At 62.5% G+C, this 25,728-nt stretch carries 24 protein-coding genes and 1 tRNA gene; 14 read left to right on the top strand and 11 right to left on the bottom strand.

The window, feature by feature from the left end; all coding sequences use genetic code 11:
• Positions 1-7: 7 nt before the first annotated feature.
• The 5 genes from NCT04_RS26985 to NCT04_RS26965 are packed head-to-tail and all read right to left on the bottom strand — an operon-like array spanning position 8 to position 5,450.
• The gene (locus tag NCT04_RS26985; protein ID WP_250468566.1) at positions 8-928 is read right to left on the bottom strand and encodes a dihydrodipicolinate synthase family protein; all 921 of its coding nucleotides are present in this window, start codon (positions 926-928) and stop codon (positions 8-10) included.
• 19 nt (positions 929-947) lie between these two features.
• Complete coding sequence (locus NCT04_RS26980) at positions 948-1,904, bottom strand: amidohydrolase family protein (protein WP_250468564.1); 957 nt, start codon at positions 1,902-1,904, stop codon at positions 948-950.
• A gap of 6 nt (positions 1,905-1,910) precedes the next feature.
• The gene (locus tag NCT04_RS26975; RefSeq protein ID WP_244830026.1) at positions 1,911-2,912 is read right to left on the bottom strand and encodes a 4-hydroxythreonine-4-phosphate dehydrogenase PdxA; all 1,002 of its coding nucleotides are present in this window, start codon (positions 2,910-2,912) and stop codon (positions 1,911-1,913) included.
• A 22-nt stretch (positions 2,913-2,934) separates the two neighbouring features.
• A complete protein-coding gene (locus NCT04_RS26970; protein WP_250468562.1) occupies positions 2,935-4,221 on the bottom strand; it encodes an MFS transporter in 1,287 nt (428 codons plus the stop codon).
• Positions 4,222-4,274: 53 nt separating this feature from the next.
• Entirely contained in the window at positions 4,275-5,450 is a 1,176-nt protein-coding gene (locus NCT04_RS26965; protein ID WP_250468560.1) for an L-rhamnonate dehydratase, read from the bottom strand.
• 169 nt (positions 5,451-5,619) lie between these two features.
• Between NCT04_RS26965 and NCT04_RS26960 the strand changes: the two genes are divergently transcribed.
• Positions 5,620-6,543: a LysR family transcriptional regulator gene (locus tag NCT04_RS26960; RefSeq protein ID WP_250468558.1), complete on the top strand. Its 924-nt coding sequence runs from the start codon at positions 5,620-5,622 to the stop codon at positions 6,541-6,543.
• A gap of 58 nt (positions 6,544-6,601) precedes the next feature.
• Here the strand turns inward: NCT04_RS26960 and NCT04_RS26955 are convergent, their stop codons facing one another.
• From NCT04_RS26955 to NCT04_RS26940, 4 genes are all read right to left on the bottom strand, one after another.
• On the bottom strand, positions 6,602-7,918 hold the full coding sequence (locus NCT04_RS26955; protein ID WP_250468556.1) for an MFS transporter: 1,317 nt from the start codon (positions 7,916-7,918) through the stop codon (positions 6,602-6,604).
• Between the two features lie 223 nt (positions 7,919-8,141).
• Positions 8,142-9,698, bottom strand: a complete 1,557-nt coding sequence (locus tag NCT04_RS26950) for a methyl-accepting chemotaxis protein (protein ID WP_284503442.1) — start codon at positions 9,696-9,698, stop codon at positions 8,142-8,144.
• A 190-nt stretch (positions 9,699-9,888) separates the two neighbouring features.
• Positions 9,889-10,863 (bottom strand): glycosyltransferase family 2 protein, encoded by a 975-nt coding sequence (locus NCT04_RS26945; RefSeq protein WP_250468552.1) that lies wholly within the window; start codon positions 10,861-10,863, stop codon positions 9,889-9,891.
• A gap of 244 nt (positions 10,864-11,107) precedes the next feature.
• Entirely contained in the window at positions 11,108-11,869 is a 762-nt protein-coding gene (locus NCT04_RS26940; RefSeq protein ID WP_250468550.1) for a DUF899 domain-containing protein, read from the bottom strand.
• Between the two features lie 101 nt (positions 11,870-11,970).
• Here NCT04_RS26940 and NCT04_RS26935 point away from each other — a divergent pair, with 101 nt between their 5' ends.
• From NCT04_RS26935 to NCT04_RS26915, 5 genes are all read left to right on the top strand, one after another.
• Positions 11,971-13,191 carry a helix-turn-helix domain-containing protein gene (locus NCT04_RS26935; RefSeq protein ID WP_250468548.1) on the top strand — a complete coding sequence of 407 codons (1,221 nt, stop codon included), beginning with the start codon at positions 11,971-11,973 and terminating at the stop codon, positions 13,189-13,191.
• 41 nt (positions 13,192-13,232) lie between these two features.
• A complete protein-coding gene (locus NCT04_RS26930; RefSeq protein ID WP_250468546.1) occupies positions 13,233-13,871 on the top strand; it encodes a Vgb family protein in 639 nt (212 codons plus the stop codon).
• A gap of 161 nt (positions 13,872-14,032) precedes the next feature.
• On the top strand, positions 14,033-16,150 hold the full coding sequence (locus NCT04_RS26925; RefSeq protein ID WP_250468544.1) for a hybrid sensor histidine kinase/response regulator: 2,118 nt from the start codon (positions 14,033-14,035) through the stop codon (positions 16,148-16,150).
• 141 nt (positions 16,151-16,291) lie between these two features.
• Positions 16,292-18,526, top strand: coding sequence for a putative bifunctional diguanylate cyclase/phosphodiesterase (locus NCT04_RS26920; protein ID WP_250468537.1), 2,235 nt, complete (start codon positions 16,292-16,294; stop codon positions 18,524-18,526).
• Between the two features lie 89 nt (positions 18,527-18,615).
• Entirely contained in the window at positions 18,616-18,834 is a 219-nt protein-coding gene (locus NCT04_RS26915) for a hypothetical protein (RefSeq protein ID WP_244830044.1), read from the top strand.
• 77 nt (positions 18,835-18,911) lie between these two features.
• On the opposite strand, the gene NCT04_RS26910 is transcribed toward NCT04_RS26915, so the two are convergent.
• Positions 18,912-18,988, bottom strand: a tRNA-Val gene (locus NCT04_RS26910).
• 180 nt (positions 18,989-19,168) lie between these two features.
• On the opposite strand from NCT04_RS26910, the gene NCT04_RS26905 reads away from it, so the two are divergent.
• From NCT04_RS26905 to NCT04_RS26890, 4 genes are all read left to right on the top strand, one after another.
• Positions 19,169-19,567 carry a VOC family protein gene (locus tag NCT04_RS26905; protein ID WP_250468535.1) on the top strand — a complete coding sequence of 133 codons (399 nt, stop codon included), beginning with the start codon at positions 19,169-19,171 and terminating at the stop codon, positions 19,565-19,567.
• 62 nt (positions 19,568-19,629) lie between these two features.
• A complete protein-coding gene (locus NCT04_RS26900) occupies positions 19,630-20,277 on the top strand; it encodes a twin-arginine translocation signal domain-containing protein (protein WP_244830046.1) in 648 nt (215 codons plus the stop codon).
• Between the two features lie 81 nt (positions 20,278-20,358).
• Positions 20,359-21,942, top strand: a complete 1,584-nt coding sequence (locus tag NCT04_RS26895; RefSeq protein WP_250468533.1) for a GMC family oxidoreductase — start codon at positions 20,359-20,361, stop codon at positions 21,940-21,942.
• Positions 21,943-22,041: 99 nt separating this feature from the next.
• Positions 22,042-22,389: a ribbon-helix-helix domain-containing protein gene (locus NCT04_RS26890; protein ID WP_250468531.1), complete on the top strand. Its 348-nt coding sequence runs from the start codon at positions 22,042-22,044 to the stop codon at positions 22,387-22,389.
• 39 nt (positions 22,390-22,428) lie between these two features.
• Here the strand turns inward: NCT04_RS26890 and NCT04_RS26885 are convergent, their stop codons facing one another.
• Positions 22,429-22,629 (bottom strand): hypothetical protein, encoded by a 201-nt coding sequence (locus NCT04_RS26885; RefSeq protein ID WP_244830052.1) that lies wholly within the window; start codon positions 22,627-22,629, stop codon positions 22,429-22,431.
• A 289-nt stretch (positions 22,630-22,918) separates the two neighbouring features.
• On the opposite strand from NCT04_RS26885, the gene NCT04_RS26880 reads away from it, so the two are divergent.
• Genes NCT04_RS26880 through NCT04_RS26865 form a run of 4 tightly spaced genes read left to right on the top strand, consistent with a single transcriptional unit; the run spans position 22,919 to position 25,581 of the window.
• Positions 22,919-23,599 carry a CsgE family curli-type amyloid fiber assembly protein gene (locus NCT04_RS26880; RefSeq protein ID WP_250468529.1) on the top strand — a complete coding sequence of 227 codons (681 nt, stop codon included), beginning with the start codon at positions 22,919-22,921 and terminating at the stop codon, positions 23,597-23,599.
• 33 nt (positions 23,600-23,632) lie between these two features.
• A complete protein-coding gene (locus NCT04_RS26875; protein WP_250468527.1) occupies positions 23,633-24,073 on the top strand; it encodes a curli assembly protein CsgF in 441 nt (146 codons plus the stop codon).
• Positions 24,074-24,087: 14 nt separating this feature from the next.
• Positions 24,088-25,026: a CsgG/HfaB family protein gene (locus tag NCT04_RS26870; protein ID WP_244830057.1), complete on the top strand. Its 939-nt coding sequence runs from the start codon at positions 24,088-24,090 to the stop codon at positions 25,024-25,026.
• A gap of 24 nt (positions 25,027-25,050) precedes the next feature.
• The gene (locus NCT04_RS26865; RefSeq protein WP_244830059.1) at positions 25,051-25,581 is read left to right on the top strand and encodes a hypothetical protein; all 531 of its coding nucleotides are present in this window, start codon (positions 25,051-25,053) and stop codon (positions 25,579-25,581) included.
• Positions 25,582-25,728: the final 147 nt, after the last annotated feature.

Below are 25,728 nucleotides of genomic sequence, written 5' to 3'. Positions count from 1 at the left end.
AGCAGCGTCAGTGCCCCCAGCGCAGCACCAGCGGGTCGAGCTTTCGCGCCACCTTGAGCAAGCCTTCGCGCACTTTCGGATGCATCGGCGCAAGCGGATGCCTCACCGCGTCCGAGCCGATCACGCCGCCTTCCTTCATCAGCGTCTTGCATGCGGCAAGCCCACACTGGCGGTTCTCGTAATTGATGAGCGGAAGCCATTGCTGATACAACTCGGCGGCTTCGTCGGTGTTGCCGGCAGCGTAGGCATCGACGATCTTGCGGATGCCGTCGGGGTAGCCGCCGCCCGTCATCGCGCCGGTCGCGCCTGCATCGAAATCGGGGATCAGCGTGATCGCTTCTTCGCCATCCCACGGGCCGACGATGGCATCGCCGCCGAGTTCGATCAGCTCGCGCAGCTTCGACGCAGCCTGCGCCGTCTCGATCTTGAAGTACGACACGTTTTCGACTTCACGCGCGAGCTTCGCGAGAAAGGGCGCGGACAGCGGCGTGCCCGCGACGGGCGCATCCTGAATCATGATCGGAATGTCGATGGCGTCCGACACCTTGGCGAAGAAATCCTGAATGCCGCGCTCGCTCACGCGGATAGTCGCGCCGTGATAAGGCGGCATGACCATGACCATGGCCGCGCCCGCGTCCTGCGCCGCGCGGCTGCGTTCGGCGCAAACGTGCGAGCTGAAATGCGTCGTCGTGACGATCACCGGCACGCGGCCCGCGACATGTTCCAGCACGGTGCGCTGCACGGCATCGCGCTCTGCGTCCATCAGCGCAAACTGCTCCGAGAAGTTCGCGAGAATGCACAAGCCGTTCGAACCGGCATCGATCATGAAGTCGATGGCGCGCTTCTGGCCTTCGAGATCGAGCTTGCCTGCGTCGTCGAAGATGGTAGGCGCGACGGGGAACACGCCGCGATAAAGGGGAGCTGCCATTGATTGTTGTCTCCTGAATTTAGATGCGATAGAGGGCGCTGGCATTGTCGTGGAAAAGGGCCAGTCTTTCCGCGGGCGTTCGGTGCGCGACCATCGCCTTGAAGCCGCTGAAAAGATTGTCCAGCGAAACGACGAGGCTATCCACCGGAAAATTACTCGCGAACATGCAGCGCTCGACGCCGAAGCTCGCGATGGCCTCGCGCACCACCGGCCCGTTGCGCTCCACGCTCCAGTTTATCCCCGCTTCGCCGATGCCGGATATCTTGAGCCACACGTTGGGCCAGCGCGCGAGCGTATCGAGCGCGGCGCGCCATGCGCGCAACGCCTCCTCGCTGCGATCGGCCGGTAAGCCCGTGTGATTCACGATGATCTTCACATCGGGAAAGTCGCGCGCAAGTTCGGCCGCTTCCGCGAAATGCCACCACGGAGCCTGCAGTTCGAACATCAGATCATATGCCGCGAGCAGCGCGTAACCACGCCGCCACCGCTCGCAGCGCATGGAACCCGCTGCCGAGAAATCCGCGCGATGCTCCGCGCGCGGCACGGTCTTGGGCTTATGACGCACGCTGCGCACGAGCGGCAAACCACGATATCCATCAAGCACCGCGCGCACGTCTTCGCGATCCAGCCAGATTTGCCCGGCCATTGCATTGGGCAGGCCGGTGCGCGCGTTGAGCGCGCTCGCCCAGCGCGCTTCGCCGAGCGGATCGCGCGCGTCCCATTCGCCTTCCATCATCACCGTCTTGACCACGCGATGACTCGCCGCCTGCGCAAAGTAATCGTCGGGCAGGAAGTCATGGCAGATGGCCGCGTAATCGCCATAACGGAACGGAATGCGCGGCAGATCGCGCAGCCACGGATGATAGTTGTTCGCGAGGTCCCAGAAATGATGATGCGCATCGACGACAGGCAGGTCGGCATCGTCGCCGCTTTGCAGGAAGCGCTCGCGCAAGGCATCGATATGGGCGTGCATCATGGGCTCTTAGCTCACGCGGTCTTGTGCCATGCGCACGAGAATATCAAATGCCTTCTGTGTAGCGCCGACATCGGCGGAACCCTTGCCGTGGATATCGAACGCGGTGCCGTGCGCGGGCGTCGCGATGGGCACAGGCAAGCCGCCGTGCACCGTGACGCCGCGCCAGAAGCCCATGAGCTTCATCGCGATCTGGCCTTGGTCGTGATACATGGTGACGACGCCATCGAAGACCTTTTGGTCGCGTGCACGCACGAAGATGGTGTCGGCGGGAAAGGGGCCTTGCGCGTCGTAGCCGAGCGCGCGTGCATGCTCCACGGCCGGCGTGATGACATCGATCTCTTCGCGGCCGAATGCGCCGTTGTCGCCGTTGTGCGGATTGAAGCCGCAGACCGCGATACGAGGCGCCGCGATGCCCGCGCGTTTGAGTCCGTCGTGAATCAACTGCACCGCGCCGACTATGCGTTCGTCAGAAAGCCGCGCGCTCACGTCCTTCAATGCAATGTGGGACGTGACGCGCGAGGTCCACAGTTCATCGAGCACGTTGAATTCGCAAAATGCGCCGGCATAGTCGAGCTGATGCGCGAACCATTCCATCTCGTCGTTCGTGTCCATGCCCGCCATGTGCAGCGAGGTCTTGTTGACGGGCGCGAACAACATGGCGTTGGTGCGGTTCGCGCGCGTCAGTTGCAGGGCTTGTTTGAACGCTTCCAGGCTGTAGCGTCCGCCGCGTTCCGTGGATACGGCGGGCTCGTAAGGCGCGTCGTCGGGCAGGCGGAAGTCGATGAGCGAAGGCACGTCGGTATCGCGCGCGGCGGCGGCTTCATCGTTCACCACGGTGTAATCGAAACGTTGCCGCGCGATCTCCATGCCGCGATCGAGTTCGCGCCGGTCGCCGATGATGAGCAGATCGGCACGCTTGCGATTTTCCGGCCGTGCAACGAGACGCGCGATGAGTTCGGGGCCGATGCCGGCGGGGTCGCCGAGAAGGACAGCAATGCGAGGTTTCATGACGGATCAACCTTTGAGTTTTTTAGCGGGTACGGCGCAGATCGATGGCGATCGAGCCGAAGATATACACCAGCGCGCAGGCGCTGTAGAAATGCAGCACGGTATCGAACGAACCGGTACGCTGCAGGATGAAGCCGGTGATGAGCGGAATCGAGATGCCGCCGACGCTGCCCGCGCAGTTCATGCATGCACCGAGCAGACCGACGCGCCCCGGCGTCGCGAGCAACGAAGGCAGGCTCCAGTAGAGACTACCCCACATCAGCAAGAACGACGCCGCGCACAGCACCGCGACCGCGCTCACCGGCGACTGAATGGTCGGCAGCGCGGCGAATACGGCAAGCGTCGTGATGCCCGATAGCGCGATCATGCTTTTGACCACCTTGCCGCGCGAGAAGCCGTGCGTGCAAAGTGCATCGCAGAGAAAGCCGCCCGACAGCGAGCCCAAAGCGCCGGAAAAGAAGATGAAGAATGTGGCCGCGCCGATCTGCGAAAGACTCAAGCCGCGTGCTTGCGTCAGATAGCTCGGTCCCCACGTGATGAGCCCGAAGAAGATCATCGCCCAGCTCATGCGGCCTACGCACATGGCGATGGTCGAGCGCAGCGGCAAGGGTTCCTCGGCGATGACGCTCGCGGCGACCGGGGCCGCGCCGTCACGAACTCGCGCGAGTTCCGCGCCATTCACGAAGGGATGCTTCGCGGGATCGTCGCGCAGATAACGCCATGCGAGCCAGCCCGCCGCGATGGTCGCGATGCCCGCCACGACGAACGCCATGCGCCACGAGCCGAACGCGAGGATGAGATTGGAGATTGCAAGCCCGCCGATGGCCGCGCCCAATGGCGAGCCCGCATCCATCAATACGGCGCCGCGACCGCGCTCTTTCTTCGAGAGCCACAACGCATTGAGCTTGCTGCCGGCGGGAAAGAGCGGTGCTTCGGCGCCGCCCAGACCCACACGCAGGAACAGCATCGACAGACCGCCGCCGGCAGCGCCCATCAAGGTTTGGAAAATGCCCCATAACACCGTCGCGCCCGCGATGATCTTGCGCGGACCGTAGCGGTCGATGAGCCATCCGCCCGGTATCTGCAACAGCGCATACGACCAGAAGAAGCTCGACAGGATCAGCCCCTGCATGGCGGGCGAGAGCGCGTATTCCTTGGCGATGGTGGGCATCGCGATGGAAAGCGAGATGCGATCGACGAGATTGATCAGCGTGATGAGAAACACCACGCCAAAGATGCGCCAGCGCACGCTCGTCGCGCGCTCCGACGTAACCGCGTCGAGTGCGGGCGCTTCTATTCTGCTTTCCATTGCGTGTCTCCAATCCTTGATGTCGAGGGCTGCATTGGCCCATCGTTCATGCGTTATTCGATGATGTTGAAGTCATCCAGATACTTGTCCGAGAGCGTGATGCCGAGGCCCGGCGTCTCATCGGAGAGTTGCAGATAGCCGTTCTCCGGTTGCGGTTCACCGTCGAAGATGTAGTAGAAAAGCTCGTTGCCCACTTCCACGTCGTAGACCGGGAAGAACTCGGACATGGGGCTCGCCACGCTCGACATGGTGAGGTGATAGTTGTGCATCTGTCCGGCATGCGGAATGACCGGCACGGACCACGCCTCGGCCATTGCGTTGATCTTGCGCGCCGCCGTGATGCCGCCCACGCGATTCGTGTCGTACTGAATGACGTCCACGGCGCGGCGTTCGAGCAGGTCCTTGAAGCCGTAGATGGTGAACTCGTGTTCGCCGCCCGAGATCGGGATGACGTTCATCTTCTTCAGTTCCCGATAGCCCTCGATATCGTCGCCGATGACCGGTTCTTCCAGCCAGCGCGGATTGAATTCGGCCAGGCGCGGCAACATTCTGCGTGCGTATTCGAGCGTCCAGCCCATATAGCATTCGACCATGATGTCGATGTCGTCGCCCGCGAGTTCACGCAAGAGACGCAACTGTTCGACGTTCTTCGCCATGCCGCTCGGGCCGTCTTTCGGGCCGTAGCCGAAGCGCATCTTCATCGCGGTAAAGCCGTCGTCGAGATAGCTCTTTGCTTCGGCGAGAAACACGTCGCGGTCGTCGTTGTTGTAGAGCTTCGAGGCATAGCACCAGATCTTTTCCTTGGTACGTCCGCCGAGCAGTTTGAAGACGGGCTTCTTCACCGCCTTGCCCATGATGTCCCACAAGGCGATATCGACAGCCGAGATCGCCGCCATGCCAATACCCTTGCGCCCCCAGGCAAGCGTGCGCCGATACATCTTCTGCCAGATGTATTCGTGATCGAACGGGTCTTCGCCAATGGCGATAGGCGCGAGATATTCGTCGACGATCTGCTTGGCCACGCGCGGCGCAAGCGCGCAATTGCCGATGCCGATGGTGCCGTCGTCGCACTCCACTTCGACCACGAGCCATTGGTGAAAGCGGAACGAGCCCATGGCGTCGCCGCGTTCGTAGAGAATGTCCACGGCATTCGTGCAGAAGTGCGCTTGCGGCGGCACGACCTTGCCTTTCCATTCGAATACGCGTGCACGGATATGCTTGATCTTCATCGCGAATGTCTCCTTCTTGTTTGATGGAAGGCCGCGCGAGGAAGGGTTTGCGCGGCTGTTTCGGGTGACGCTAGTGTGCGAAACTGCGCGATAACTGACTATTGAATAATTTGCATCGGGTTATTTCCTGCGGTTATCGCGGGAAAGCGCTCACAGGGTTATCGCCGACATGATTGCGCCTGCCAATACCATCCGCAAACGCCTGCGCTTGCGTCATCTTCAACTGATGATGGCGCTCTCCGAAACAGAGTCTCTGCGCAGCGCCGCCGACGAACTCGCCATGACGCAGCCCGCCGCGACCAAGGCGTTGAAGGAACTGGAGGACACCATGGGCGCGTCGCTGTTCGTGCGGCATGCGCGCGGCATGCAGGCCACGGTATATGGCGAAGCGGTCATGCGTTATGCGCGCGTGGTGTTCGAAGACCTCGACGAGTTGCGCGAAGAACTCGCGGCCATCGAAGCGGGGGATATCGGCAAGGTGCGGATTGGCGCGGTCATGGCGCCCGCGCCCGAGCTGTTGACGAAAGTAATCGTGCAGTTGAAGGACGCGCATCCGCGCCTGCATATCACCGTGCAGATCGATACCAGCGATGTGCTCGTGCAAGCCTTGCAGCAGGACCAACTGGATATCGTGGTCGGGCGCATTCCCTACGGGTTTCCCGCCAACGACTTGAGTTTCGAAACGCTTGCCGAAGAGGCATTGGCGATTGTCGCGCGGCCCGGGCATCCGGTGTTCGAATCGGCCGGGCGCCCGAAACTGGATGAGCTCGCGGGGTATGCGTGGATCGTGCAGCCGCATCCGAGTCCGATGCGCGAGATCATCGATCAGACTTTCAGGGAGTCACGCGTCGCACCGCCGGTGAGCACCGTCGAGACGTCTTCCATTCTCACGACGCTTTCGCTGTTGCGCGATTCGGATATGTTGGCGGTGCTGCCGAGTTCGGTTGCCGATTACTACGCTTCGCTCGATACCATCGCTTCCATTGCCACGCCGTTGCGTGGACGGCTCGCGCCTTATGGGTTGATCCTGCGCAGTAACCGGCGCATCAGTCCGGCTACGCAACTGGTCATCGAGGCGATTCGGGCAGCCTAGTTAGGGCGACGGCGCGGCCGCGTCATGCGTGTCGAGCGCGAGACGCCGTCGCCGTCCGTCATAGGCGATCGGCGAATGCCAGTTTCCCTTCGGCATCGCGCAACGAGGAATCGGCATCGTTCGCCGGATCGAGTTCGATATCGGGTCGCATGAAGAACGTCATCACGATACCCACCGCAAGCAGTCCCAGCGAGCCGCCGAACGGCAAGGTCCAGCTTCCAGTGCGGTCCACGATGAAGCCGAACACGATCGGCGAGAAGATGCCCGCAATGGCCGATCCCGCATTGACGAGCCCGCTCGCAATCCCGACGTGCTTGGGCGTGATGTCCATCGGCACGGCCCAGATGGGACCGATGGTCATTTCGAGGAAGAAGAACGACAGACTCATGCAGCCTGCCATGACGGGCAAGGACTTCACCACCATGACGGGCGCGAGAAAGATCAACGCGCCGAGAAATGCGACGATGATCATGTTGCGCCGCGCGGCGACCACGTTGCCGGTGCGTTTGAGAATGCGGTCGGAGATCACGCCGCCCGCCGTATTGCCCACGACGCCCGAGAGAAACACGCCCGCTGAAAAAAGCGCCGAGCTCTTGAGATCGAGGCCGCGTCCGTGCATGAAGAACGTCGGCAGCCACGTGAAGAAGAGCCAGCCTGTCCAGCCGTAGCAGAAGTAGACCATCATGGTCGGCCCGATGCGCTTGATGAGACGTCCCCACGGCGTCGGCTCGCGGGTCTTCTCCACGGCCACCTTATTCTCGGGCGGCAGCTCGGCGATTTCCTCGGCCGTGATGTGTCGATGCTTGCGCGGGTTATCGGCGAAGTACCACGCGTAGACCAGCACCCAGACCGCGGTCAGCGCGCCCACCAGAATGAACGATGCACGCCACGACGCGAAGGCGACGAGAATCGCGATCAGCGGCGGCGTCAGCGCATTGCCCAGGCGCGAGAACGAATGCGTGAGCCCTTGCACGAAGCCGCGCTTTTGCGCCGGATACCAGTTGACTAGCGCGCGGGCCTGCGCCGGAAGCGCCGCGCCCTCGCCGACACCGAGCAGCATGCGCGCGCAGAAGAGCGATACGACGCCGCCCGCGAAGCCCGTCGCGACCGTGGCGACGATCCAGATCGACGCGCACAGCACGAGCGTGGTCTTCGCGCCGAAGCGATCGCTCACCCATCCGCCGATTACCTGGCAGATCGCATAGGTGTAGGCGAAGGCGCCGAACACGAAGCCGATATCGGTATTGCTGAGATGAAGATCATCGCGAATCAGGCCTGCCGCGGCGGACAGGTTGACGCGATCGAGATACATGATGAAAGACATCGCGCACATGAGCGCGAGGACCGACCGGGTGACCTTGGGTCGATGGAACATAGCGTGTCTCCTCCGAGGCTTGTGCGCTTCATGCGCGCTCTTATCGAGGGCGAATCGTGTATCGATCCGACGTCCGAAGTCTGGAGAAAACAGCGATAGCCGTCTATTGAATTTGCCTTATGAGGCGATTACCACAGGTTATGTCCTTGAAAGCGGCTTCGAAAATGCCGCGGCCCGCGCTTCCTTGAGAAGACGCGGGCCGTCAGGGTGAACCAGTAGACGATCAAGCGGCGATGCGCGCGCCTTCGTCATGCAGACGGAAGATTTCGACTGCGGTACGCAACGCGCCCGCCTGATCTTCGAGCGACTGCGCCGCTGCCGCCGCTTCCTCGACGAGCGCCGCGTTCTGCTGCGTCACTTCGTCCATTTGCGTCACGGCGCGCGCCACTTGTTCGATACCGCTCGATTGTTCTTCCGATGCCGCCGCGATCTCGCCCATGATGTCGGTCACGCGTTGCACGGCGTTGCTGATGTCGTTCATCGTGCGGCCGGCTTCATCGACGAGCGCCGCGCCGGATTGCACGCGTTCGACGGAGGTATCGATCAGTTCCTTGATCTCCTTCGCCGCCGCCGACGAGCGTTGCGCGAGCGAGCGCACTTCGCCTGCCACGACCGCGAAGCCGCGTCCTTCTTCGCCTGCACGCGCCGCTTCCACGGCTGCGTTGAGCGCGAGAATGTTGGTCTGGAACGCGATGCCTTCGATGATCGCGATGATGTCCGCGATCTTCGTCGAGCTCTGGTTGATCTCGCCCATCGTGGTCACCACTTGCGACACCACATGGCTGCCCTTGCCCGCGATCTCCGATGCATTGGCGGCCAGCACGCTCGCTTGGCGCGCGTTGTCGGCGTTCTGTTTGACCGTGCCCGTGAGCTCATCCATGCTCGACGCGGTTTCCTGCAATGCCGACGCCTGTTCCTCGGTGCGCGAGGACAAGTCCACGTTGCCCGCCGCGATCTGCTTGGTCGCGGATGCAATCGATTCGCTACCCGAGCGCACCGAACGCACGGTTTCGACGAGGCTCGCCTGCATGGTCGAAAGCCCGCGCAGCAGCTGGCCCATTTCGTCGTTCGAGGTGATGCGCACATCGCGGCGCAGGTCGCCTGCGGCAATGGCGCCGAACTGTTCGAGCGCGGCGTCGAGCGGGCGCGCAATGCGCTGGCGCAGCGAGAACCACGAATACGACGATGCAGCGAGCCCGATCACGATCGCGATGATCGACACCATGCGGAACATGGCGAAGGTCGCCTGGCTCGCGTCGTAGTCGCTTTGCGCCTGGTCGAACTGCAGCTTGCGCAACTCGACGCCGGTCTTCGCGAAGTCGTTGAACGCGGCCTGCATCGTGGCGGCGTCGGCGGTGACTTTCGCCTGGTCCTTCGCGCGCACGTCGGCATAGCCTTCGTCGAGCAGCTTCTGCATTTGCAGACGCTGCTCGTTGAATTTGTCCGCAAGCTGCTTTTCGCCGGGAGCCTGGGGCAGAGCGGCGTACTTCGTCCATGCGTCGTCGGAAGTCTTGCGCATCAGCGCGCCCCGGCCGATGGCCTCGTCCGCCGCGTTCGTGCCGATGTTCAGCGCCGCGCGATCGAAGCTCAGACGTTCGCGCGCCATGAACATTTCCGCATTGCCGACCGACACCGCGCTCGGCATTTCATTCGTGAAGAGGTCGTGGGTCGTCTCGTTGGACTTGCTCATGCCGACGAGTCCGACCAGCCCGATGCCGATGAGCAGCATGCTCAGCAGAGTCATGGCGAGGGCGAGGCGGCCCTTGATTGTGGAAAACATATTCGTCCCAAAGGTGGCTGCATCTTGTTCGCGCGCCGGCACGCGAGGATGCTCTCGCCTGCCACGCGGCCAGTGAAATGTCACCGGCCGCCTGTATAACGACCGCAACGCGATGGCCTTTAGGGAAACGGTTACCGATAACTGCGCGGCTTTGAGATCGACCGTGCGAAAACCTCGGACATTCAGCGCATCAGGGAAAACGCGGCGTGCCTGAACGCTGCCGGCTACGCATGGCGACGAGCGCGCGCACGATCAGCAAGAGGTGATAGTAGAGCCTGAGACTTGCGCCATACGTATAGGCATCGGGATGTTCGAAGGCGACGCGCAGCGCGGCGAGCGGCGCATCGTGCCGCGCGTGCAGCGAAACGACGATCGGTGCCAACCGGCGCAACGCGATGCCGCGCGCCGCTTCGAGCGATGGATCGAGCGTCATCGCCGAAACGAACTGGTAGGCGCTAAACGCTGCCGCGCTGACCGAACGGCGCGTGCTGCGCGACACGGAAGCCGTCGTCTTGCGATAGTACGAAACGTATTCGTGCAGATAGTAGACATGCTTGGCCGCCAGACACAACTGCGCGCCGAACACGTAATCGCAGCACGCGCCGACTTCCTCGCGATACCCCACTGCCCGCACGAGCGCCGCGAGCGCCATCCAGCCATTGTTGGGGAACATTTGCACAAGACCGGTTCGTCCTGGCAGCGGCTGCATGCCTTGCGCGCGCCGTTTTCGATGGAACGCCGCATTGAGCGCCGCGCTTTTATGGACATCGACGCGACCTTCGGGATCGACCTCGTATTGATCGCCGAACGCGACTTGCAGATGCGGATACGTCGCCCAAAGCGCCGCGAGCCGCGCGACGGCGTCGTGCACGAGATAGTCGTCGTCGTGGATCAGCATGACGAGCGCGCCCGTCGCACGCTCGAAGAGGCTCGACACATTGCGTGCTTGCCCGAGCGGCACGTCGTTGCGTACATATCGCACGCGCGCGTCGTGCGCGTAGCACGCGGCGATGAGCTGCTGCGTGAGATCGTCACGCGAGTCGTCCCCGATCAATATTTCGATGTGCGGATACTTCTGCGCGAGGCAGGAGTCGAGGCACTGCACGATCAGTTCGGGCCGGTTGCAAGTGGGCAGGCAAATGGAGACCGTCAGCGCGTTTTTCATCTTCTTCTCGCTTCGTCGTTTGTTTATATCGGCGATTTTGTCGGCGATTTTCAGCGGCCGCTTCACAATGCGAAATCTTTCGCATCGTTAGCAAGGTAGAAGAAAGAGAAAGAAAAATAATCCGAAAAAAATGGGTAATTAATACGGCGTTTGCGGCTCGGGTTCGTACGCCATACCGATTTACGCGATTCGCGCGATTTATGCGTGCATCGCTCTGCCTAACTGGCGCGATTGCCCCGCGCCTTCAGCCCGGATATTCGTCGTGACGCTTCCACCAGTTGCCGGTTTCGTTGCGGCCTTTCGGCGCGCGATCGAGCCACTGATACATGCCCCAGAGACTGTCGAGACCTCGCGAGTAGGCCGAGTACGTGTGATAGACGTCGCCGTCCTGCATCGCGAAGACGCTCAAGCCTGGTCTGTCGAGCGAATACGCGGGCGCGGTCGTGCCGACATCGGCGGCGCCTTGCTTGACGGTTTCGGGCGGGTCTTTCTGATCCATCGCGTGGCGATTTTTCGCATAGTTATATTCGATGCTGCCGTCGCGCTGCTGCTCTTCGGTGAACGACACGTTGAAGTCGAAGTTGAAGTCGCCATCGTGCGCGGAGGCCCATGGGAAGTGCCATCCCATGCGCTTCTTGTAGGCCGCGAGCTTCTCGATGGGCGCGCGGGACACGCACCACAGCGCGACATCGTGATGCGCGAGATGAATGGCGAAACCGTCGAAGCCATCCGCGATCGCGGAGCAAGACGGGCAGCCCGCCTTCCAGTCCGGCCCGAACATGAAGTGATAAACGAGCAACTGCGAGCGGCCGCCGAATAGGTCAGCCAGCGTGGCGCTTCCTGTTTCCGTATCGAAGCGATAAGTCTTGTTGATGCGAACCCACGGCAACGCCTGACGTGCCGCGGCGAGTTCATCGCTTTGCCGCGTGAGTTCCTTTTCGCGCGAAAGAAGGCTCAAGCGTGCGGCCAGCCAGTCGTCGCGCGTTCCTGTCGTATGACTCGTCATCGTGCTTGTCTCCCGAGTGAGGTTTCGAAATGCACGGTGTTAGATTAGTACCGGACGCACAGCTGAGGGGAGTGACAATTGTGGCGGGAATTTGAGGCGACATGGATTCACTGATCAACGCGGCGGCGCGCGCGCTCGCGGCCGGCGACCCCCTTGGCGCGCTCAATCGTGTTGCATTGCGCGACGACGCCGCCGCGCTCGCACTGCGTGGCATCGCCATGGCGCAGCTCGGCGAGTTCGCGCGCGCGAAGACCTTGCTGCGCAGCGCGGCGCGTCGATTCGGCGCGAAGGAAGCGGTTGCGCGTTCGCGATGCGTGGTCGCCGAAGCGGAGATCGCGTTGGCATCGCGCGATCTTGCGTGGCCGCAGAAAGCGCTCGATGCCGCGCGCGTCACGCTCGAAGCGCATGGCGACCACGTCAACGCGGTCCATGCGCGCATTTTGGCGGTGCGCAGGCTCGCGTTGCTCGGCCGGTTGGACGATGCTCGGCTCTTGCTCGCATCGCTCGACGCGGTAAGTCTTCCACCGGCATCGGAGGCCGCGCGCGAACTCATTGCGGCGGCAATCGCGATACGGCGTGTGGAGACGCAGCCTGCGCGCGAAGCGTTGACGCGCGCGCGAGAGGCGGCGCATCGGTCGGGTATCGCCGCGCTCGAAGCCGAAGCGGAAAGCGCGTCGAGCGTGCTCGATGCGCCAGCGGCCAGGCGTATCGCACAAGGCGAAGCGCGGCTCCTGCGGCTCGATGAAGTGGAGGCGCTGTTTGCATCGGCTGCGTTCATCGTGGATGCGTGTCGCAATGTCGTGCGCGAAGGCGGCGTGACCATTGCGCTCGCCACGCGTCCGGTGCTTTTCACGCTGGCGCGCGCGCTTGCTGAAGCATGGCCGGACGATGTGCCGCGCGACACGCTCATCGTGCGGGCGTTTCGCATGAAGCATGCGGACGACACGCATCGGGCGCGCTTGCGGGTCGAGATCGGGCGCTTGAGGACGATGCTGCAATCGCTCGCAACGGTGAGCGCGACGCCGCGCGGCTTCACGCTGACGCCGCGTCGGGCAGATGAAGTCGTCGTTCTGGCGCAGCCGACGGAAGACGCCTACGCGACGCTGCTGGCCGTTCTCGCCGATGGTCAAACGTGGTCCAGTTCGGCGCTTGCGTTGGCGCTTGGATCGAGCCAGCGCACGGTACAGCGCGCGCTTACGACGCTCGCGGCGGCGGGCAAGGTTCAGGCATACGGACAAGGACGCGCGCGCCGCTGGATGACCGCACCCCTGCCCGGTTTCACGACGGCCTTGTTACTCCCTGCTGGTTTGGCCTACGACTAGCATGAAGTCTCGATCAACCAGTGAGCAAAGAGGAAGGCGACATGAAACGCGCAAAGGCGGAGATCATCTGCGAATACGGACCTTTTCCCGAAGTGGAAGGCGTGCACGGCGTGAGCTGGGACGGACAGCAAGTCTGGTTCGCCTCGGGCGATGCTCTCAACGCGCTCGACCCCGAAAGCGGCAAGACCCGACGCAAGCTCGCGGTCGCGGCGCACGCGGGCACGGCCTTCGATGGCGAGCATCTGTATCAGATTGCCGAGGACCGCATTCAAAAGGTCGATCCAAAAACCGGCGAGGTCGTCTCGACCATTCCCGCTCCCGGCGGTGGCGCCGATTCCGGTCTCGCGTGGGCAGAAGGCACGCTCTGGGTCGGACAATATCGCGAGCGCAAGATTCATCAAGTCGATCCGGGCGATGGCAAAATTCTACGCACCATCGATTCCGATCGCTTCGTCACGGGCGTCACCTGGGTCGATGGCGAACTCTGGCACGCCACGTGGGAAAGCGACGCTAGCGAACTGCGACGCATCGACCCGGCCACCGGCGAAGTCTTCGAGCGGCTCGACATGCCGGAAGGCGTGGGCGTCTCGGGACTCGAATCGGACGGCGGCGAGCGCTTCTTTTGCGGCGGCGGGCGCACAGGCAAGATAAGAGCCGTGAAAAAGCCGAAGCCAGAATGATGCACCGGCGCTGTGCCGAAACCGTCAAGCCTCGAGTCGAAGACCAGGCATCCCCCTTGCGAACACGCTACTCCGACATTTCGCGCGCCGCGAATTAGCTTTACTCTGTCGGATTGGTGCGCGCCCTTCGCGCATCGTTCAAAGGAAAAGGATTCCCCGATTTGGATTCGACTTTTTTCGGTCGCCCTCAACTCGATTCATGGGTCGGCGAAACGGCGCGCTTCATACGCGATTTCGACTGGCGCAAAACGCCGTTGGGCCCGATCGGCGACTGGCCGCCGGTCTTGCGGTCGGTCGTGCAGGTCATGCTGCCCAACGCATTGCCGATGGCCCTGCTTTGGGGCGACGAAGGCACGCTCGTCTACAACGAAGCCTATGCGAAGTTCTCGGGTGTGCGGCATCCGGGCATCCTCGGCATGGCTATCGAGAAGGCATGGCCCGAGGCGGCGGACTTCAACCGTAACGTGATCGATTCGGGCATGCGCGGCGAGTCGCTGACTTACCGCGACACGCGCTTCGTGCTGGCGCGCGAGCACGACCCCGTCGAAACATGGCTCGATCTGCACTACAGCCCGGTTGCATCGGATGAAGGCGTGCCGGTGGGCGTGCTTGCAGTCGTCGTCGAGACAACCGAGCGCGTGCTGCTCGAACGCAATCGCAGTGCGGCCGAAGCGGCGTTTCGCGGAACCAACGAGCGGCTGCAACTCGCGTTGAATTCGGGCGCCGTGCGCGGCACCTTCGTATGGGAAATCACGCAAAACCGCGTGAAGGGCGACGAACGTTTCGCGCGCACTTTCCTCTTCTCGCTTCAGGAAGTGGAAACCGGCTTGCCGATCGAGGCGGCGCTCGAGATCATCCATCCGGACGACCGCGGACGCGTGACTTCGCTGATCGCCGCGACCTTGCGCGATGGCGCACCGTATCGCGCCGAATATCGCATCCGCACGCCGGACGAGGGCTGGATCTGGATTCTCGCGTCCGGCCGCTGCGAATACGATGAAGCCGGAGCGCCACAGCGGTTTCCCGGCGTGATCGTCGATATCAACGACCGCAAGATCGCCGAAGAAAGCCTCAAGGAACTGACGCGCGGTCTCGAAGACAAGATTTCCGAAGCCGTGGCGGCGCGCACCGCGGTCGAGGCGCAATTGCGTCAAAGCCTGAAGATGGAAGCGCTCGGCGCGATGACGGGCGGCGTCGCGCACGACTTCAACAACACGCTGCAGGCCATCAGCGGAAATTTGCAATTGATGCAGTATCTGCCGCCAACCGACCCGCGCGTGCCCGAACGCGTTCAGGCTGCGCTGGACGCCGTGCAGCGCGGCGCGACGCTCGCCTCGCAACTGCTGTCGTTCGCGCGGCGGCAGCCGCTCTCGCCGGTGGTCATCAATCCGCAGCGGCTTTTTGCCGAGTTGCGCGAACTTCTGCAGCACGCGGTGGGCGCGTCGGTGGTGATCGGCGCCGCGTTGCCGGAACAGGCGTGGAATTTCTGCGTCGACCGCAATCAGTTGGAGAACGCCCTCCTCAATCTCGCGATCAACGCGCGCGACGCCATTAGCGGCGATGGCCGGCTCACGCTCACGTGTTCGAACGAGTCGCTGGATCACGCCGCGTGCGAGGGCAACGACCTGCGTCCCGGCGAATACGTGCGTCTTTCCGTATCCGATACGGGCACGGGCATGCCGCCCGATGTCCTCGAACGCGCCTTCGAGCCGTTCTTCACCACCAAGCCGGAAGGACACGGCACGGGGCTCGGCTTGTCGATGGTGTTCGGCTTTGTCAAGCAGTCGGGCGGCCATATCCATGTGTCGAGCACGGTGGATGTCGGCACGACGGTGGAGATCTACTTTCCGCGCAGTTACGACGACGAGACCTCGTCGGCCGAAGCCGGCAGCATTCCCACGCACACGGGCAGCGCAACCGTGCTCGTCGTCGACGACGACGTCGCCGTGCTCTCCTCGACGGTCGCGATTCTCGAAGCCATGCATTACACCGTGCTCAAGGCCGCAAGCGGCGACGCGGCGATGAGCGTGCTGGAAAGCGGCATCGGCGTGGACGTGATCCTGACCGACGTGGTGATGCCAGGCAAGGTGAAATGCGCCGATCTCGCCGAATGGGCGTTCGCCCAGCCGCAGCCGGTGCCGGTGATCTACGCGTCCGGCTATACCCGCGACATCATCTCGCGCGACGGCGTGCTGCGGCCCAACGTGACGCTGCTGAACAAGCCTTATCGGGCGGAGCAACTGGCGAAGGAAATTGCGTCGGTGTTGAAACGCGATTGAGCGCGCTTTCCATCCCATCTAAAGTATTTACCGATCCCGCCGTTATGCATCAGTAAGATAAACCAAAAGCAACAGCAACAGCGGACGGGGTCGAAGGTGCAGGGCAGAGCGTCTGATTTTCTCGGGATCATCGGCGAAAGCGTGGCCGGCGAATCTCACTATGTCGAATGCACACGGCGCCTGGACGGCTTTGGAGCCGCGTTCTTCGGCGTCTTGCTGGTCGCCGCGGTGACGCCTTTCATTCCGCTGCCGTGGAACCTGCTGCTGGCGGCCATCGCCATCGCGGCGGTCGTCGTGATCCAGCAGATGCAGCGCGCGCACCGGCAAACCTTCGTCGCGCGTCAGCTCTCGAATGGTCTTCTCTCCATCGCGGACGACTGCATCAAGCTTTTGAGTCCGGAAGGCAAGGTCGTCTGCATCTCCGAAGTCGGCCAGCGCCTGATCGAAGCGCGCGCCGCCGACGATGTCGTCGGCATCGACTGGCTCGCGCTCTGGCACGGCCCCGACGCGCGCCGCGCTTTCGAACGCGCCAAGGCCGGCGAATCCACGTCCTTTACCGGCGCGTGCTGCACCATGCGCGGCAATCTGCGCTGGTGGACTTCCACTTTCGCGCCGGTCTACGGCGAGTTCGGCAAGCTGATAGCGGTACTTTGCAAGTCGCGCGACATCACGGCGGAGCGCACGCTCATCGACGAATTGCGGGGCAAGGCGCGCGTGCAGAAAGACATGGAAGATCACGTCGATGCCGTGTTCTGGACCGCGAGCCACGACTTCCGCGAACTGCTGCATGTGAGTTCGGCATTCGAGCGCATGTGGGAAATGCCCGTGTCCGCGCTCGAAGCGGACGAGACCGCATGGTCGCAGCGCGTGCATCCCGAGGATATCGCCGGGCTGCGCACGCAGATGCGCGCCGCCGTCAACACGGCCATGCCCGCGCAAAGCTATTTCCGTTTGCGCTTGCCGGAGGAACGCACGCGCTGGGTTCGCGCGGATATCTATCCCGTCAGCGAAGACGGCGCGGTGTCGCGCGTGGTGAGCGTTTGCGTCGATGCCACCGAGGAGCGCAACCGGCTTCAGCAATTGCATCGCCTGGCGAACATCGACAGCCTCACGGGTCTTCATAATCGCAACGCGATTGTCGAGGCGCTCGACGCGCGCTGCGCATCGGGCGAGCCGTTCGCTTATCTCTTCGTCGATATCGACCGCTTCAAGTCCATCAACGACACCGCCGGCCACACCGCCGGCGACACCGTGCTCAAAGCCCTGGCCTCGCGCATTCAGGAAGCGCTGCCGCCCGATGCAATCGTCGCGCGGCCGGGCGGCGACGAGTTCACCGTGATCCTGCCGGGCGCGTTCGATCACGAACAAATCGCGCGGGCGTGCCGACGGCTTGCCATTGCGTGTCATCGCCCGATAGCGATGGATTGCAAGAGCATCGCGATGACCTGTTCGATCGGCGTGGCGCTCTTTCCCGAGCACGGCAGTTCGCCCGAGTCGCTCTTCATCAGCGCCGACATGGCCATGTACGCGGCCAAACGCGCGGGCCGCAACACGTTCCGCGTGTTCGGCGAGCGCGAGAAGGACGAACTGGCGCGCGCGCATCTCGAATCCGAACTGTTGAACGCGATTCGCCAGAACCAGTTCCTGCTGCATTTCCAGCCGCAATATCGCGTGGATTCCGGCACGCTCGTGGGCGTGGAAGCGCTGTTGCGCTGGAATCATCCGCTGCTCGGTCTGCTCGGTCCGGGCGCGTTCGTGCCGATGCTCGAAGAGAGCGGCTTGATCGTCGAAGCGGGGCACTGGATCATTCGCGAAGCCGTGCAGGCGGCGTCCCGACTCTCGCATGCAATGCCCGCCGTGCATTCGATGGCGGTGAACGTATCGCCGAAACAGTTCCGCGATCCGCGTCTCGTCTCCGTGCTTAGGCACGCGATCAAGCGATGCTGTATCGACCCGAACAACGTCACGCTGGAAATTACGGAGTCGGCGCTGATCGAAAACGTCGACGATGCACAGGACGTGCTGTCGAAAGTGCGCGAGATGGGCGTGCGGATTGCCATCGACGATTTCGGCACCGGCTATTCCAGTCTCAACTATCTGACGCGTTTCAGGCCCGACGTGCTGAAGCTCGACAAGTCTTTCGTCGATAACATCGCCACCGACGAGATGATGCGCATCGTGGTGGAAGGCGTGATCGAGCTCGCGCATAAGCTCGGTGTGACGGTCGTCGCGGAAGGCGTGGAAACGGCAGAGCAGCTGGACTGTCTGCGCGAGGCGGGTTGCGACAAGGTGCAGGGCTATTTGCTGAGCCGGCCGGTCCCGCTCGACTCGCTGCTCAAGACAGTCACGAAAGTGCAGCGGCTGGCAGCGGGCTGACGCTGCGGCCTGCTTGTCGGCACGGCTCGCAGGCGGGTATACAATCGACTTGTTTATCTGTCGCGCGTTCGAATGCGCCTGCCGCCATCATGGAAACTCCATCGACCAAGGAAACGCCCAAGAAGCGGATGTCTCCCGTCATGCTCAACGTGCTGACCGCGCTCGTTGGCATCGGCACGCTTGGCGTGGGTATCGGCTGGCTGATCTATAGCTGGGTCGTGGATTTGGAAGTGCCTTACTTCGCCATTCCGCTCGTGCTCACCGTGCCGGTGATCGCCGCTGTCGCGTTCCGTAACTGCTGGGACTGAAAACACTCGATTTGATCGACGAAAAAAAACGCCGCGTTTTTATGACGCGGCGTTTTTTCTTGATGCAATGCATTCGTTGGTAGGCTCGATTGGATTCGAACCAACGACCCCCACCATGTCAAGGTGGTGCTCTAACCAACTGAGCTACGAGCCTGTGGAGCGGCGGATTATAGAGAGCGGCATCGCAATGCACAAGAGCGCACGCAAAAATTTTTGCGGCGGCGCGGCAGGCTTTCAATTCGCCTCTCAGGGCAAGTCCCGAGTCGGCTATTTAGCCGGGCATTACCTTGACCCCAAGCGTCTCCCTAAACTTGCGTCACAAGGAGGAGACGCCATGTCAAAGCTGATCCACACGATGATTCGTGTGCGGGACCTCGACCGCTCGCTGCGCTTTTACCAGAACGCGCTGAATCTCGAGACGGCGCACCGGCTGGACTTCCCGGACTTCACGCTCGTCTATTTGCGTAACGACGAAACCGACGCTGAAATCGAACTCACGTGGAACAAGGGACGCGCCGAGCCCTACACCCATGGCGATGGCTACGGACACGTCGCCGTGAGTGTCGCGGATGCCAAGGCCGAGCGTGAGCGTCTCATCGAACTGGGCATGACGCCCAACGACCTGCGCGAATTCCGCGACGACGACGGCGCGCTCATCGCCCGTTACTTCTTCATTCAGGACCCGGACGGATACAAGATCGAAGTGTTGGAGCGGCACGGCCATTATCAGTAACACGATTTCGAGCAGCGCATACACATAAATAAGCTGTTGCAGTACCCCACAAGGAGATAGACATGCGAGACACGATCATTCCGATCGTCGCGCCGCGGCGGGCGGGCGACGTCATCGAGGCGGGCGTGCGGCACTCGGAAACGCAAGCCGCGCCGCCTAAAATTGCGTTGACACGACGCGAATTCCTGCGCGGTTCGGGCGTGCTGGTCGGCACGCTCGCCGTAACCTCGGTGTTCGCGAGCCTGGCGCCAAGCCGCGTGTGGGCGCTCGAACTGCAAGGGTTCGACACGCATCAGGGCGAAGTGTTGCTTGCGTTCACGCGCCAGGTGTTTCCGCATCCCACGCTGGACAACGCCGTGTATGCGCTCGTCGTCAAAGACCTCGACGCGAAGGCCAAGGCCGATCCGGCCGTGCGTCAACAACTCGCCGATGGCATCGGCAAGCTCGATGCCGGCGCCGGTTCCGACTGGACCAAACGCGCCGCGGCGGACCAGGCAAAGGATGTCGCGGCGCTTGCCGGCACACCGTTCTTCGAAACCATTCGCAGCACCGCGGTCGTCTCGCTCTACAGCAACGCGATGGCGTATGCGCACTTCGGCTATGGGGCATCGAAGGGAGACGGAGGCTATCTCTATCAGGGCTTCAACAATCTGTCATGGCTGCCGGACCCGCCGGTCGCCGCAAGCGGACCGATTCCGAAAGACGGCTGATTGCGCGCGGATCGAAACGACATCGGGCGAGCAGGCAGCAGCGCCGACTCTCGCGATACAGCGGACACAGCGGAGACAGACATGTACGCAGGCAACAAGGTGCAGTTCAAGCAGAGCGACGACCACGTGGTCGTCATCATCGGTTCGGGCGCGGGCGGCGGGACGCTCGCCAACGAACTTGCGCAGAAAGGGATCGACGTGGTGGTGTTGGAAGCGGGCGGCTCGCATACGCAAAGCGATTTTGCGACGGAGGAATGGAACGCGTTCCAAATGCTGTCGTGGCTCGACAGGCGCACGACGTCCGGGTCGTGGCGCGTGGCGAAGGACTTCCCGAATCTGCCCGCATGGATCTGCAAGACGGTGGGCGGCACCACCGTGCACTGGGCGGGCGCGAGCCTGCGCATCCAGCCGTGGGAGTTCAAGGCGAAGTCCACGTATGGCGATATCAAGGACGCGAACCTGCTCGACTGGCCCGTCACGCGCGACGAGCTGAACCCGTACTACGACCGCGCAGAGAAGAAGCTGGGTGTCACGCGCACCAACGGTTTCCCCGGACTGCCCGGCAACAACAACTTCAAGGTGATGTCGGCGGGCGCGGAGAAGGTCGGATACAAGGAATGCAACACCGGCCACATGGCGATCAACAGCACCGTGCGCGACGACCGCGCGCATTGCTTCCAGCGTGGCTTCTGCTTTCAAGGCTGCCGCATGGGCGCGAAGTGGTCGACGCTCTATACCGAACTGCCGCGCGCGCAGGCCACGGGGCACATGGAGTTGCGCACGCAGGCGCACGTGGTGCGCATTGAACACGATGCGCGCGGCAAGGCGAGCGGCGTCGTCTACTACGACGCGAGCGGCAAGCTGCAACGTCAGAAAGCGCGCGTCGTCGCGGTGGCGGGCAATTCCATCGAGACGCCGCGCCTCTTGCTGAACTCGCAATCGAGCAAGTTTCCGGACGGGCTCGCGAACGGCTCGGGACAGGTGGGCCGCAACTATATGCGCCACACGACGGGTTCGGTCTACGGCGTGTTCGAAGACAAGGTCGAGATGTTCAAGGGCACGACGATGGCGGGCATCATCGAGGATGAAGCCGTGTTCGATCCCAAGCGCGGTTTCGCGGGTGGCTACCATCTGGAAACGGTGTCGCTCGGTCTGCCGTTTTATGCTGCTTTCGTGGATCCGGGCGCGTGGGGTCCGAGCTTCGCGCAGACCATGGATCAGTACGCTTACACAGCCGGCATGTGGATCGTCGGCGAGGACATGCCGCGCGAGACGAATCGCGTGACGCTCAATTCGGACGTGAAGGATCAATACGGCCAGCCTGTGGCGAACGTCCATTTCGACGATCATCCGAACGACCAGGCAATGCGCGAGCATGCCTACAAGCAGGGCAGCGCCGTGTACGAGGCGGCCGGCGCGAAGATGACGTATCGCGTGCCGCCGTATCCATCGACGCACAATCTCGGCACGGCCCGTATGAGCGCGCGTGCCGAGGACGGCGTGTGCAACAAGCATGGCCAGACCCACGAGGTTGCGAACCTGTATATCTCCGACGGCAGCCAGTTCACGACGGGGGCGGCGGAAAATCCGACGCTCACCATCGTGACGCTCGCGATCCGGCAGGCGGATTACATCGCGGGACAGATGAACGCGCGCCGTGTTTGAACGGATGCGCTAACGCCTGCCATGCTTCCGGGTCCGACTCGATTGCTGGACGAGTCGCCCGGGAGTAGGGTTGACCGGCAATCACGGGAGGGCTTTCTCATGTGCGGGGTTTATATCAACGCCGATCCGATTCTGTATGAATCGCGCACGCGCTCGCTGCGCATTCACGGAGTGATCACCACGGTCAGGCTGGAGAATCTGTTCTGGGATGTGCTGCAGGAAATCGCGGAGCGCGAAAATCTGACGACGAGTCAGTTCGCGGTGAAGCTCTACGACGAGTTGATCGCACTGCGTGGCGAGATGCCAACCAACTTCGCCTCATTCTTGCGCGTGTGCTGCCTGCGGTATCTGTCGATTCGCGAAGCGAAGAAGGCGCCAGCTGAAAGCGAAGCGCGCGTGGGCAATGCGTTGAATGATTCGGGGTTGAGGGTGTTGAAGGCGCGGTAGCGGCTAGCGCCGCCGCCAGTCCAGACAGCGCTGAACCCTTCAATTACAAGTCCCATCGATATACTCGAACCCCGAAGCGATCGCAAACCTGATCGCTTCTTCCACGCAATCGAATTCCCCTGGCAGTTGCACCGAGCGCTCGCGGCCGTCCACGTCCTGAATGCGCGCCATTGCGGCAAACGCATCTCCATGCCGGACTGCTGCCGGCGTGACCAACATATCTCTGTAGCTGAAAACCATCGTTATCTCTTGTCGCAATCAATTCTGTCAGCGGCGCTGCCTGTGGAAAACCCTAATTCGGCACGCTCTGCACCGATTAACGGCATCGGCAAACGTTTCTTTACAGTGATTTTCAACTGGCTTTGAGTGGCCTTTCCAACACGTTTTCATTTCTTGCGACTTTCCTCAGTCGAATGTGGCGACGACAACATAAAAGCCGTCGCGTCTCGATCAGAATCGGTTCCGTCTTACGAATAAAAACAAACGCTTCAAGGCAGCACCATAGCGGCCAGAGGCTTACGGGGAAGTCATGCAGCGAGATAAAAACAATTCGCTCGAGAAGGGTTTTAAAACCCTCCGGCGAACGACCGCAGTGTGCATCACGTTTTGGGGAAGTATCACGGGCGCTCACGCGCAGGATGCGGAAGCGCCGGCCATCGCCACGCATGTGACGAGCTCGGCGCAAGCTCAGCCGCTCATTTCGCTGCCGAGCACGCCGACGCCCAGCCCGCTGAACCGCGGCACCGCGCTGCCCGCCGCCAATGGCGCGCCTCTCAGCTCGCGCGGCACGGTGAACGGTTCGTCATCGCTCGACAAGGGCGATACCCTCGCCGATACCCCGCGTGCCCGCGGCGCCGACGTCAACGGTCAGAAGCCGCTCGACGATGCGCTCGGCGGCGTCGTCACCACCGACACCGTGACGCTCGCCGGCCAGGACTTCTACAACTGGTTCGCGCAGGCATGGGGCGCGATTCCCCTCTCCGAGCGCTACATCGTCTCGGTGCACGAGCGGCCCTCGGCGCGCTACGGCAGCCTCGTGTGGGTCGAGTTCGGGCAACGCCGCGTGTTCCAGGCGTTCCTGCCGATCGCCCGCTCCAATGTGAAGCCGGTGGCGGAAAACGCGGCGCAGATCGCGTTTCAGAACGTCATGCAGGCCGACATATCGCGCCTCTTGTTCCGCGACGCCGACATGGCGACGGACGAACTCTAAAAAAAGCAACACGGCCAATCACGGGGATTCACGATGAAGATCACTGCGCCCGCAAAACGCGCGATGCTCGCCTGCGCGCTCTCGACGACGCTCGCCGCCGCACACGCCACCTCGCTCGTCTATGAACCGGTCAATCCGAACTTCGGCGGCAATCCGCTGAACGGCACGAACCTGCTCAACGAAGCGAACGCTCAAAACAAGTACAAGGACCCGTCGCTGTCGGATCTCGGCACGAGCAGCCAGTCCACGCTCGACCAGTTCAACACGCAACTGCAGCAGGCGATCCTGTCGCGCGTCGCATCGTCGATTTCGAGCTCGATCGTCGGCACCGACGGCACCTTGCATCCGGGCACGATCAACACGGGCAATTTCTCGATTGCGATCACGCAAGTCACGGGCGGCAATCTGCAAGTGACGACCACGGACAAGACCACGGGCGCATCGACGACCTTCGTCGTTGGCAACGGACAGTGAGCTCGAACATCGTCATGAACAAGAACAACTTCAAATTTTCCGCGATGCGCGCCGCGCTCGGCGCCGCCGTCATCGGCTCGATGCTGCTCACCGGTTGCGTCACCGCGCCGATGCCCTCGGCGGGAAACGCAACCCTCACGCCGCCGACGCGCGTGACCCGCGATCTCACGCATCTGCCGCCGCCGAAGGGACGCATCGTTGCCGCCGTGTATGGCTTTCGCGATCTGACGGGCCAATACAAGCCGTCGCCGGACAGTTCGTTTTCCTCGCAAGTGACGCAAGGCGGCGCGTCGTTCCTCGTGAAAGCCATGCGCGATTCGGGCTGGTTCACGCCGGTCGAACGCGAGAATCTCCAGGACCTGCTCACCGAACGCAAGATCATGCGGGCGCTCGAAACGCCCGACGACAAGAACCGCGCGATTCCGCAGATAGGGTCGCTGGCGCCGGCGAGCATCGTGCTGGAAGGCGGCATCGTCGGCTACGACTCGAACATTCGCACGGGCGGCGCGGGCGTCGCGTATCTGGGGATTTCGGCGTCGCAGCAGTATCGCGTGGATCAGGTGACGGTGAACCTGCGTGCCGTGGATATTCGCAACGGCACCATTCTCAACAGCGTCTCGACCACCAAGACCATCTATTCGATTCAGGTCGATACGGGCGTGTACCGCTTCATCGGCTTCAAGGATCTGTTGCAGGCCGAACTCGGCATGACGCGCAACGAGCCGCAACAGTTGTGCGTGAACGAAGCGATCGAATCGGCGCTCGTGCATCTGATCGTGCAAGGCGTGGCTAATCAGTCGTGGTCGCTCAAGGACACGAAGGACTGGTATGACCCGACCATGCAGCGCTACTTGCAGGAAAACCAGGGCTATGCCGCGACGATGGAGCAGATCAATCCCGCGTATAGCCCCGAGAAGATCGATCCGCCGAGCGCATCGGCGGCCAAGAGCTAAGGCACATTGATGGAGGAGAGTGAAATGAAGTCAATGCGTTCCTTGACACGCGCCCCGAAAATCGCGCTGCTCGCGGCGTGCGGCGCGGTCGTGAGTGCATCGCTCGCGGTGTTCGCGGCGGACCTCTCGCCGATCTCGGACTTCGGTCCTTCGGAGCCGGGCTTCGGCGGGCAGACGGCGCGTGTCAATCAGGCGGGCGCGGGCAATCGCATTGTCGGCGTGCAGGCAGGACAGAACGTGCTGCTCGCCAATCAGGCGGGCGTGGCGAACGCCGCCGCGACGGCGCAGGCAGGCAACGACAACTGGACGGCGCTTTCGCAGTCGGGCAGCGGCAACCAGTACGCCGGTTATCAGGCCGGAACGAACAACCGCTCGGTCACGGTGCAGAGCGGCAGCGGTAATGCAGCAGCGGTCACGCAGATCGGTTCCTCGATGTCTTCGCAGGTGACGCAGTACGGCGCCGGCAACGAGGTTTCCATCCTGCAAAGCCGCAACGGCGCAGGCGTGTCTGTGACGCAGACGGGCGGCGCGAGGGCTTCGGTCCTCATGAAGTAGGTGCCTGAACGCCATGGTCGAGTGCCAGGGTGAGAGGAGACCGCGGTAACGCAGTAAGGTGTGATGCAGGAGAGTAGGTGGAGTCGTGCCGGCTGACGGTAGGGGCCGTCAGCCGTTAGGGTGACTAATCGAAGTACTCAAAATATC

The sequence above is a fragment of the Caballeronia sp. GAFFF2 genome, from assembly GCF_023631485.1.
Classification (GTDB): Bacteria; Pseudomonadota; Gammaproteobacteria; order Burkholderiales; family Burkholderiaceae; genus Caballeronia.
Note: the sequence above shows the minus strand (reverse complement) of the source record. Positions and strands in the feature narration are given on the sequence as shown.

What these genes read in the sequence shown, in the direction of transcription:
- NCT04_RS26985 (WP_250468566.1), bottom strand. Translation starts at nt 928, where the DNA reads ATGGCAGCTCCCCTTTATCGCGGCGTGTTCCCCGTCGCGCCTACCATC.
- NCT04_RS26980 (WP_250468564.1), bottom strand. Translation starts at nt 1,904, where the DNA reads ATGATGCACGCCCATATCGATGCCTTGCGCGAGCGCTTCCTGCAAAGC.
- NCT04_RS26975 (WP_244830026.1), bottom strand. Translation starts at nt 2,912, where the DNA reads ATGAAACCTCGCATTGCTGTCCTTCTCGGCGACCCCGCCGGCATCGGC.
- NCT04_RS26970 (WP_250468562.1), bottom strand. Translation starts at nt 4,221, where the DNA reads ATGGAAAGCAGAATAGAAGCGCCCGCACTCGACGCGGTTACGTCGGAG.
- NCT04_RS26965 (WP_250468560.1), bottom strand. Translation starts at nt 5,450, where the DNA reads ATGAAGATCAAGCATATCCGTGCACGCGTATTCGAATGGAAAGGCAAG.
- NCT04_RS26960 (WP_250468558.1), top strand. Translation starts at nt 5,620, where the DNA reads ATGATTGCGCCTGCCAATACCATCCGCAAACGCCTGCGCTTGCGTCAT.
- NCT04_RS26955 (WP_250468556.1), bottom strand. Translation starts at nt 7,918, where the DNA reads ATGTTCCATCGACCCAAGGTCACCCGGTCGGTCCTCGCGCTCATGTGC.
- NCT04_RS26950 (WP_284503442.1), bottom strand. Translation starts at nt 9,698, where the DNA reads ATGTTTTCCACAATCAAGGGCCGCCTCGCCCTCGCCATGACTCTGCTG.
- NCT04_RS26945 (WP_250468552.1), bottom strand. Translation starts at nt 10,863, where the DNA reads ATGAAAAACGCGCTGACGGTCTCCATTTGCCTGCCCACTTGCAACCGG.
- NCT04_RS26940 (WP_250468550.1), bottom strand. Translation starts at nt 11,869, where the DNA reads ATGACGAGTCATACGACAGGAACGCGCGACGACTGGCTGGCCGCACGC.
- NCT04_RS26935 (WP_250468548.1), top strand. Translation starts at nt 11,971, where the DNA reads ATGGATTCACTGATCAACGCGGCGGCGCGCGCGCTCGCGGCCGGCGAC.
- NCT04_RS26930 (WP_250468546.1), top strand. Translation starts at nt 13,233, where the DNA reads ATGAAACGCGCAAAGGCGGAGATCATCTGCGAATACGGACCTTTTCCC.
- NCT04_RS26915 (WP_244830044.1), top strand. Translation starts at nt 18,616, where the DNA reads ATGGAAACTCCATCGACCAAGGAAACGCCCAAGAAGCGGATGTCTCCC.
- NCT04_RS26905 (WP_250468535.1), top strand. Translation starts at nt 19,169, where the DNA reads ATGTCAAAGCTGATCCACACGATGATTCGTGTGCGGGACCTCGACCGC.
- NCT04_RS26900 (WP_244830046.1), top strand. Translation starts at nt 19,630, where the DNA reads ATGCGAGACACGATCATTCCGATCGTCGCGCCGCGGCGGGCGGGCGAC.
- NCT04_RS26895 (WP_250468533.1), top strand. Translation starts at nt 20,359, where the DNA reads ATGTACGCAGGCAACAAGGTGCAGTTCAAGCAGAGCGACGACCACGTG.
- NCT04_RS26890 (WP_250468531.1), top strand. Translation starts at nt 22,042, where the DNA reads ATGTGCGGGGTTTATATCAACGCCGATCCGATTCTGTATGAATCGCGC.
- NCT04_RS26885 (WP_244830052.1), bottom strand. Translation starts at nt 22,629, where the DNA reads ATGGTTTTCAGCTACAGAGATATGTTGGTCACGCCGGCAGCAGTCCGG.
- NCT04_RS26880 (WP_250468529.1), top strand. Translation starts at nt 22,919, where the DNA reads ATGCAGCGAGATAAAAACAATTCGCTCGAGAAGGGTTTTAAAACCCTC.
- NCT04_RS26875 (WP_250468527.1), top strand. Translation starts at nt 23,633, where the DNA reads ATGAAGATCACTGCGCCCGCAAAACGCGCGATGCTCGCCTGCGCGCTC.
- NCT04_RS26870 (WP_244830057.1), top strand. Translation starts at nt 24,088, where the DNA reads ATGAACAAGAACAACTTCAAATTTTCCGCGATGCGCGCCGCGCTCGGC.
- NCT04_RS26865 (WP_244830059.1), top strand. Translation starts at nt 25,051, where the DNA reads ATGAAGTCAATGCGTTCCTTGACACGCGCCCCGAAAATCGCGCTGCTC.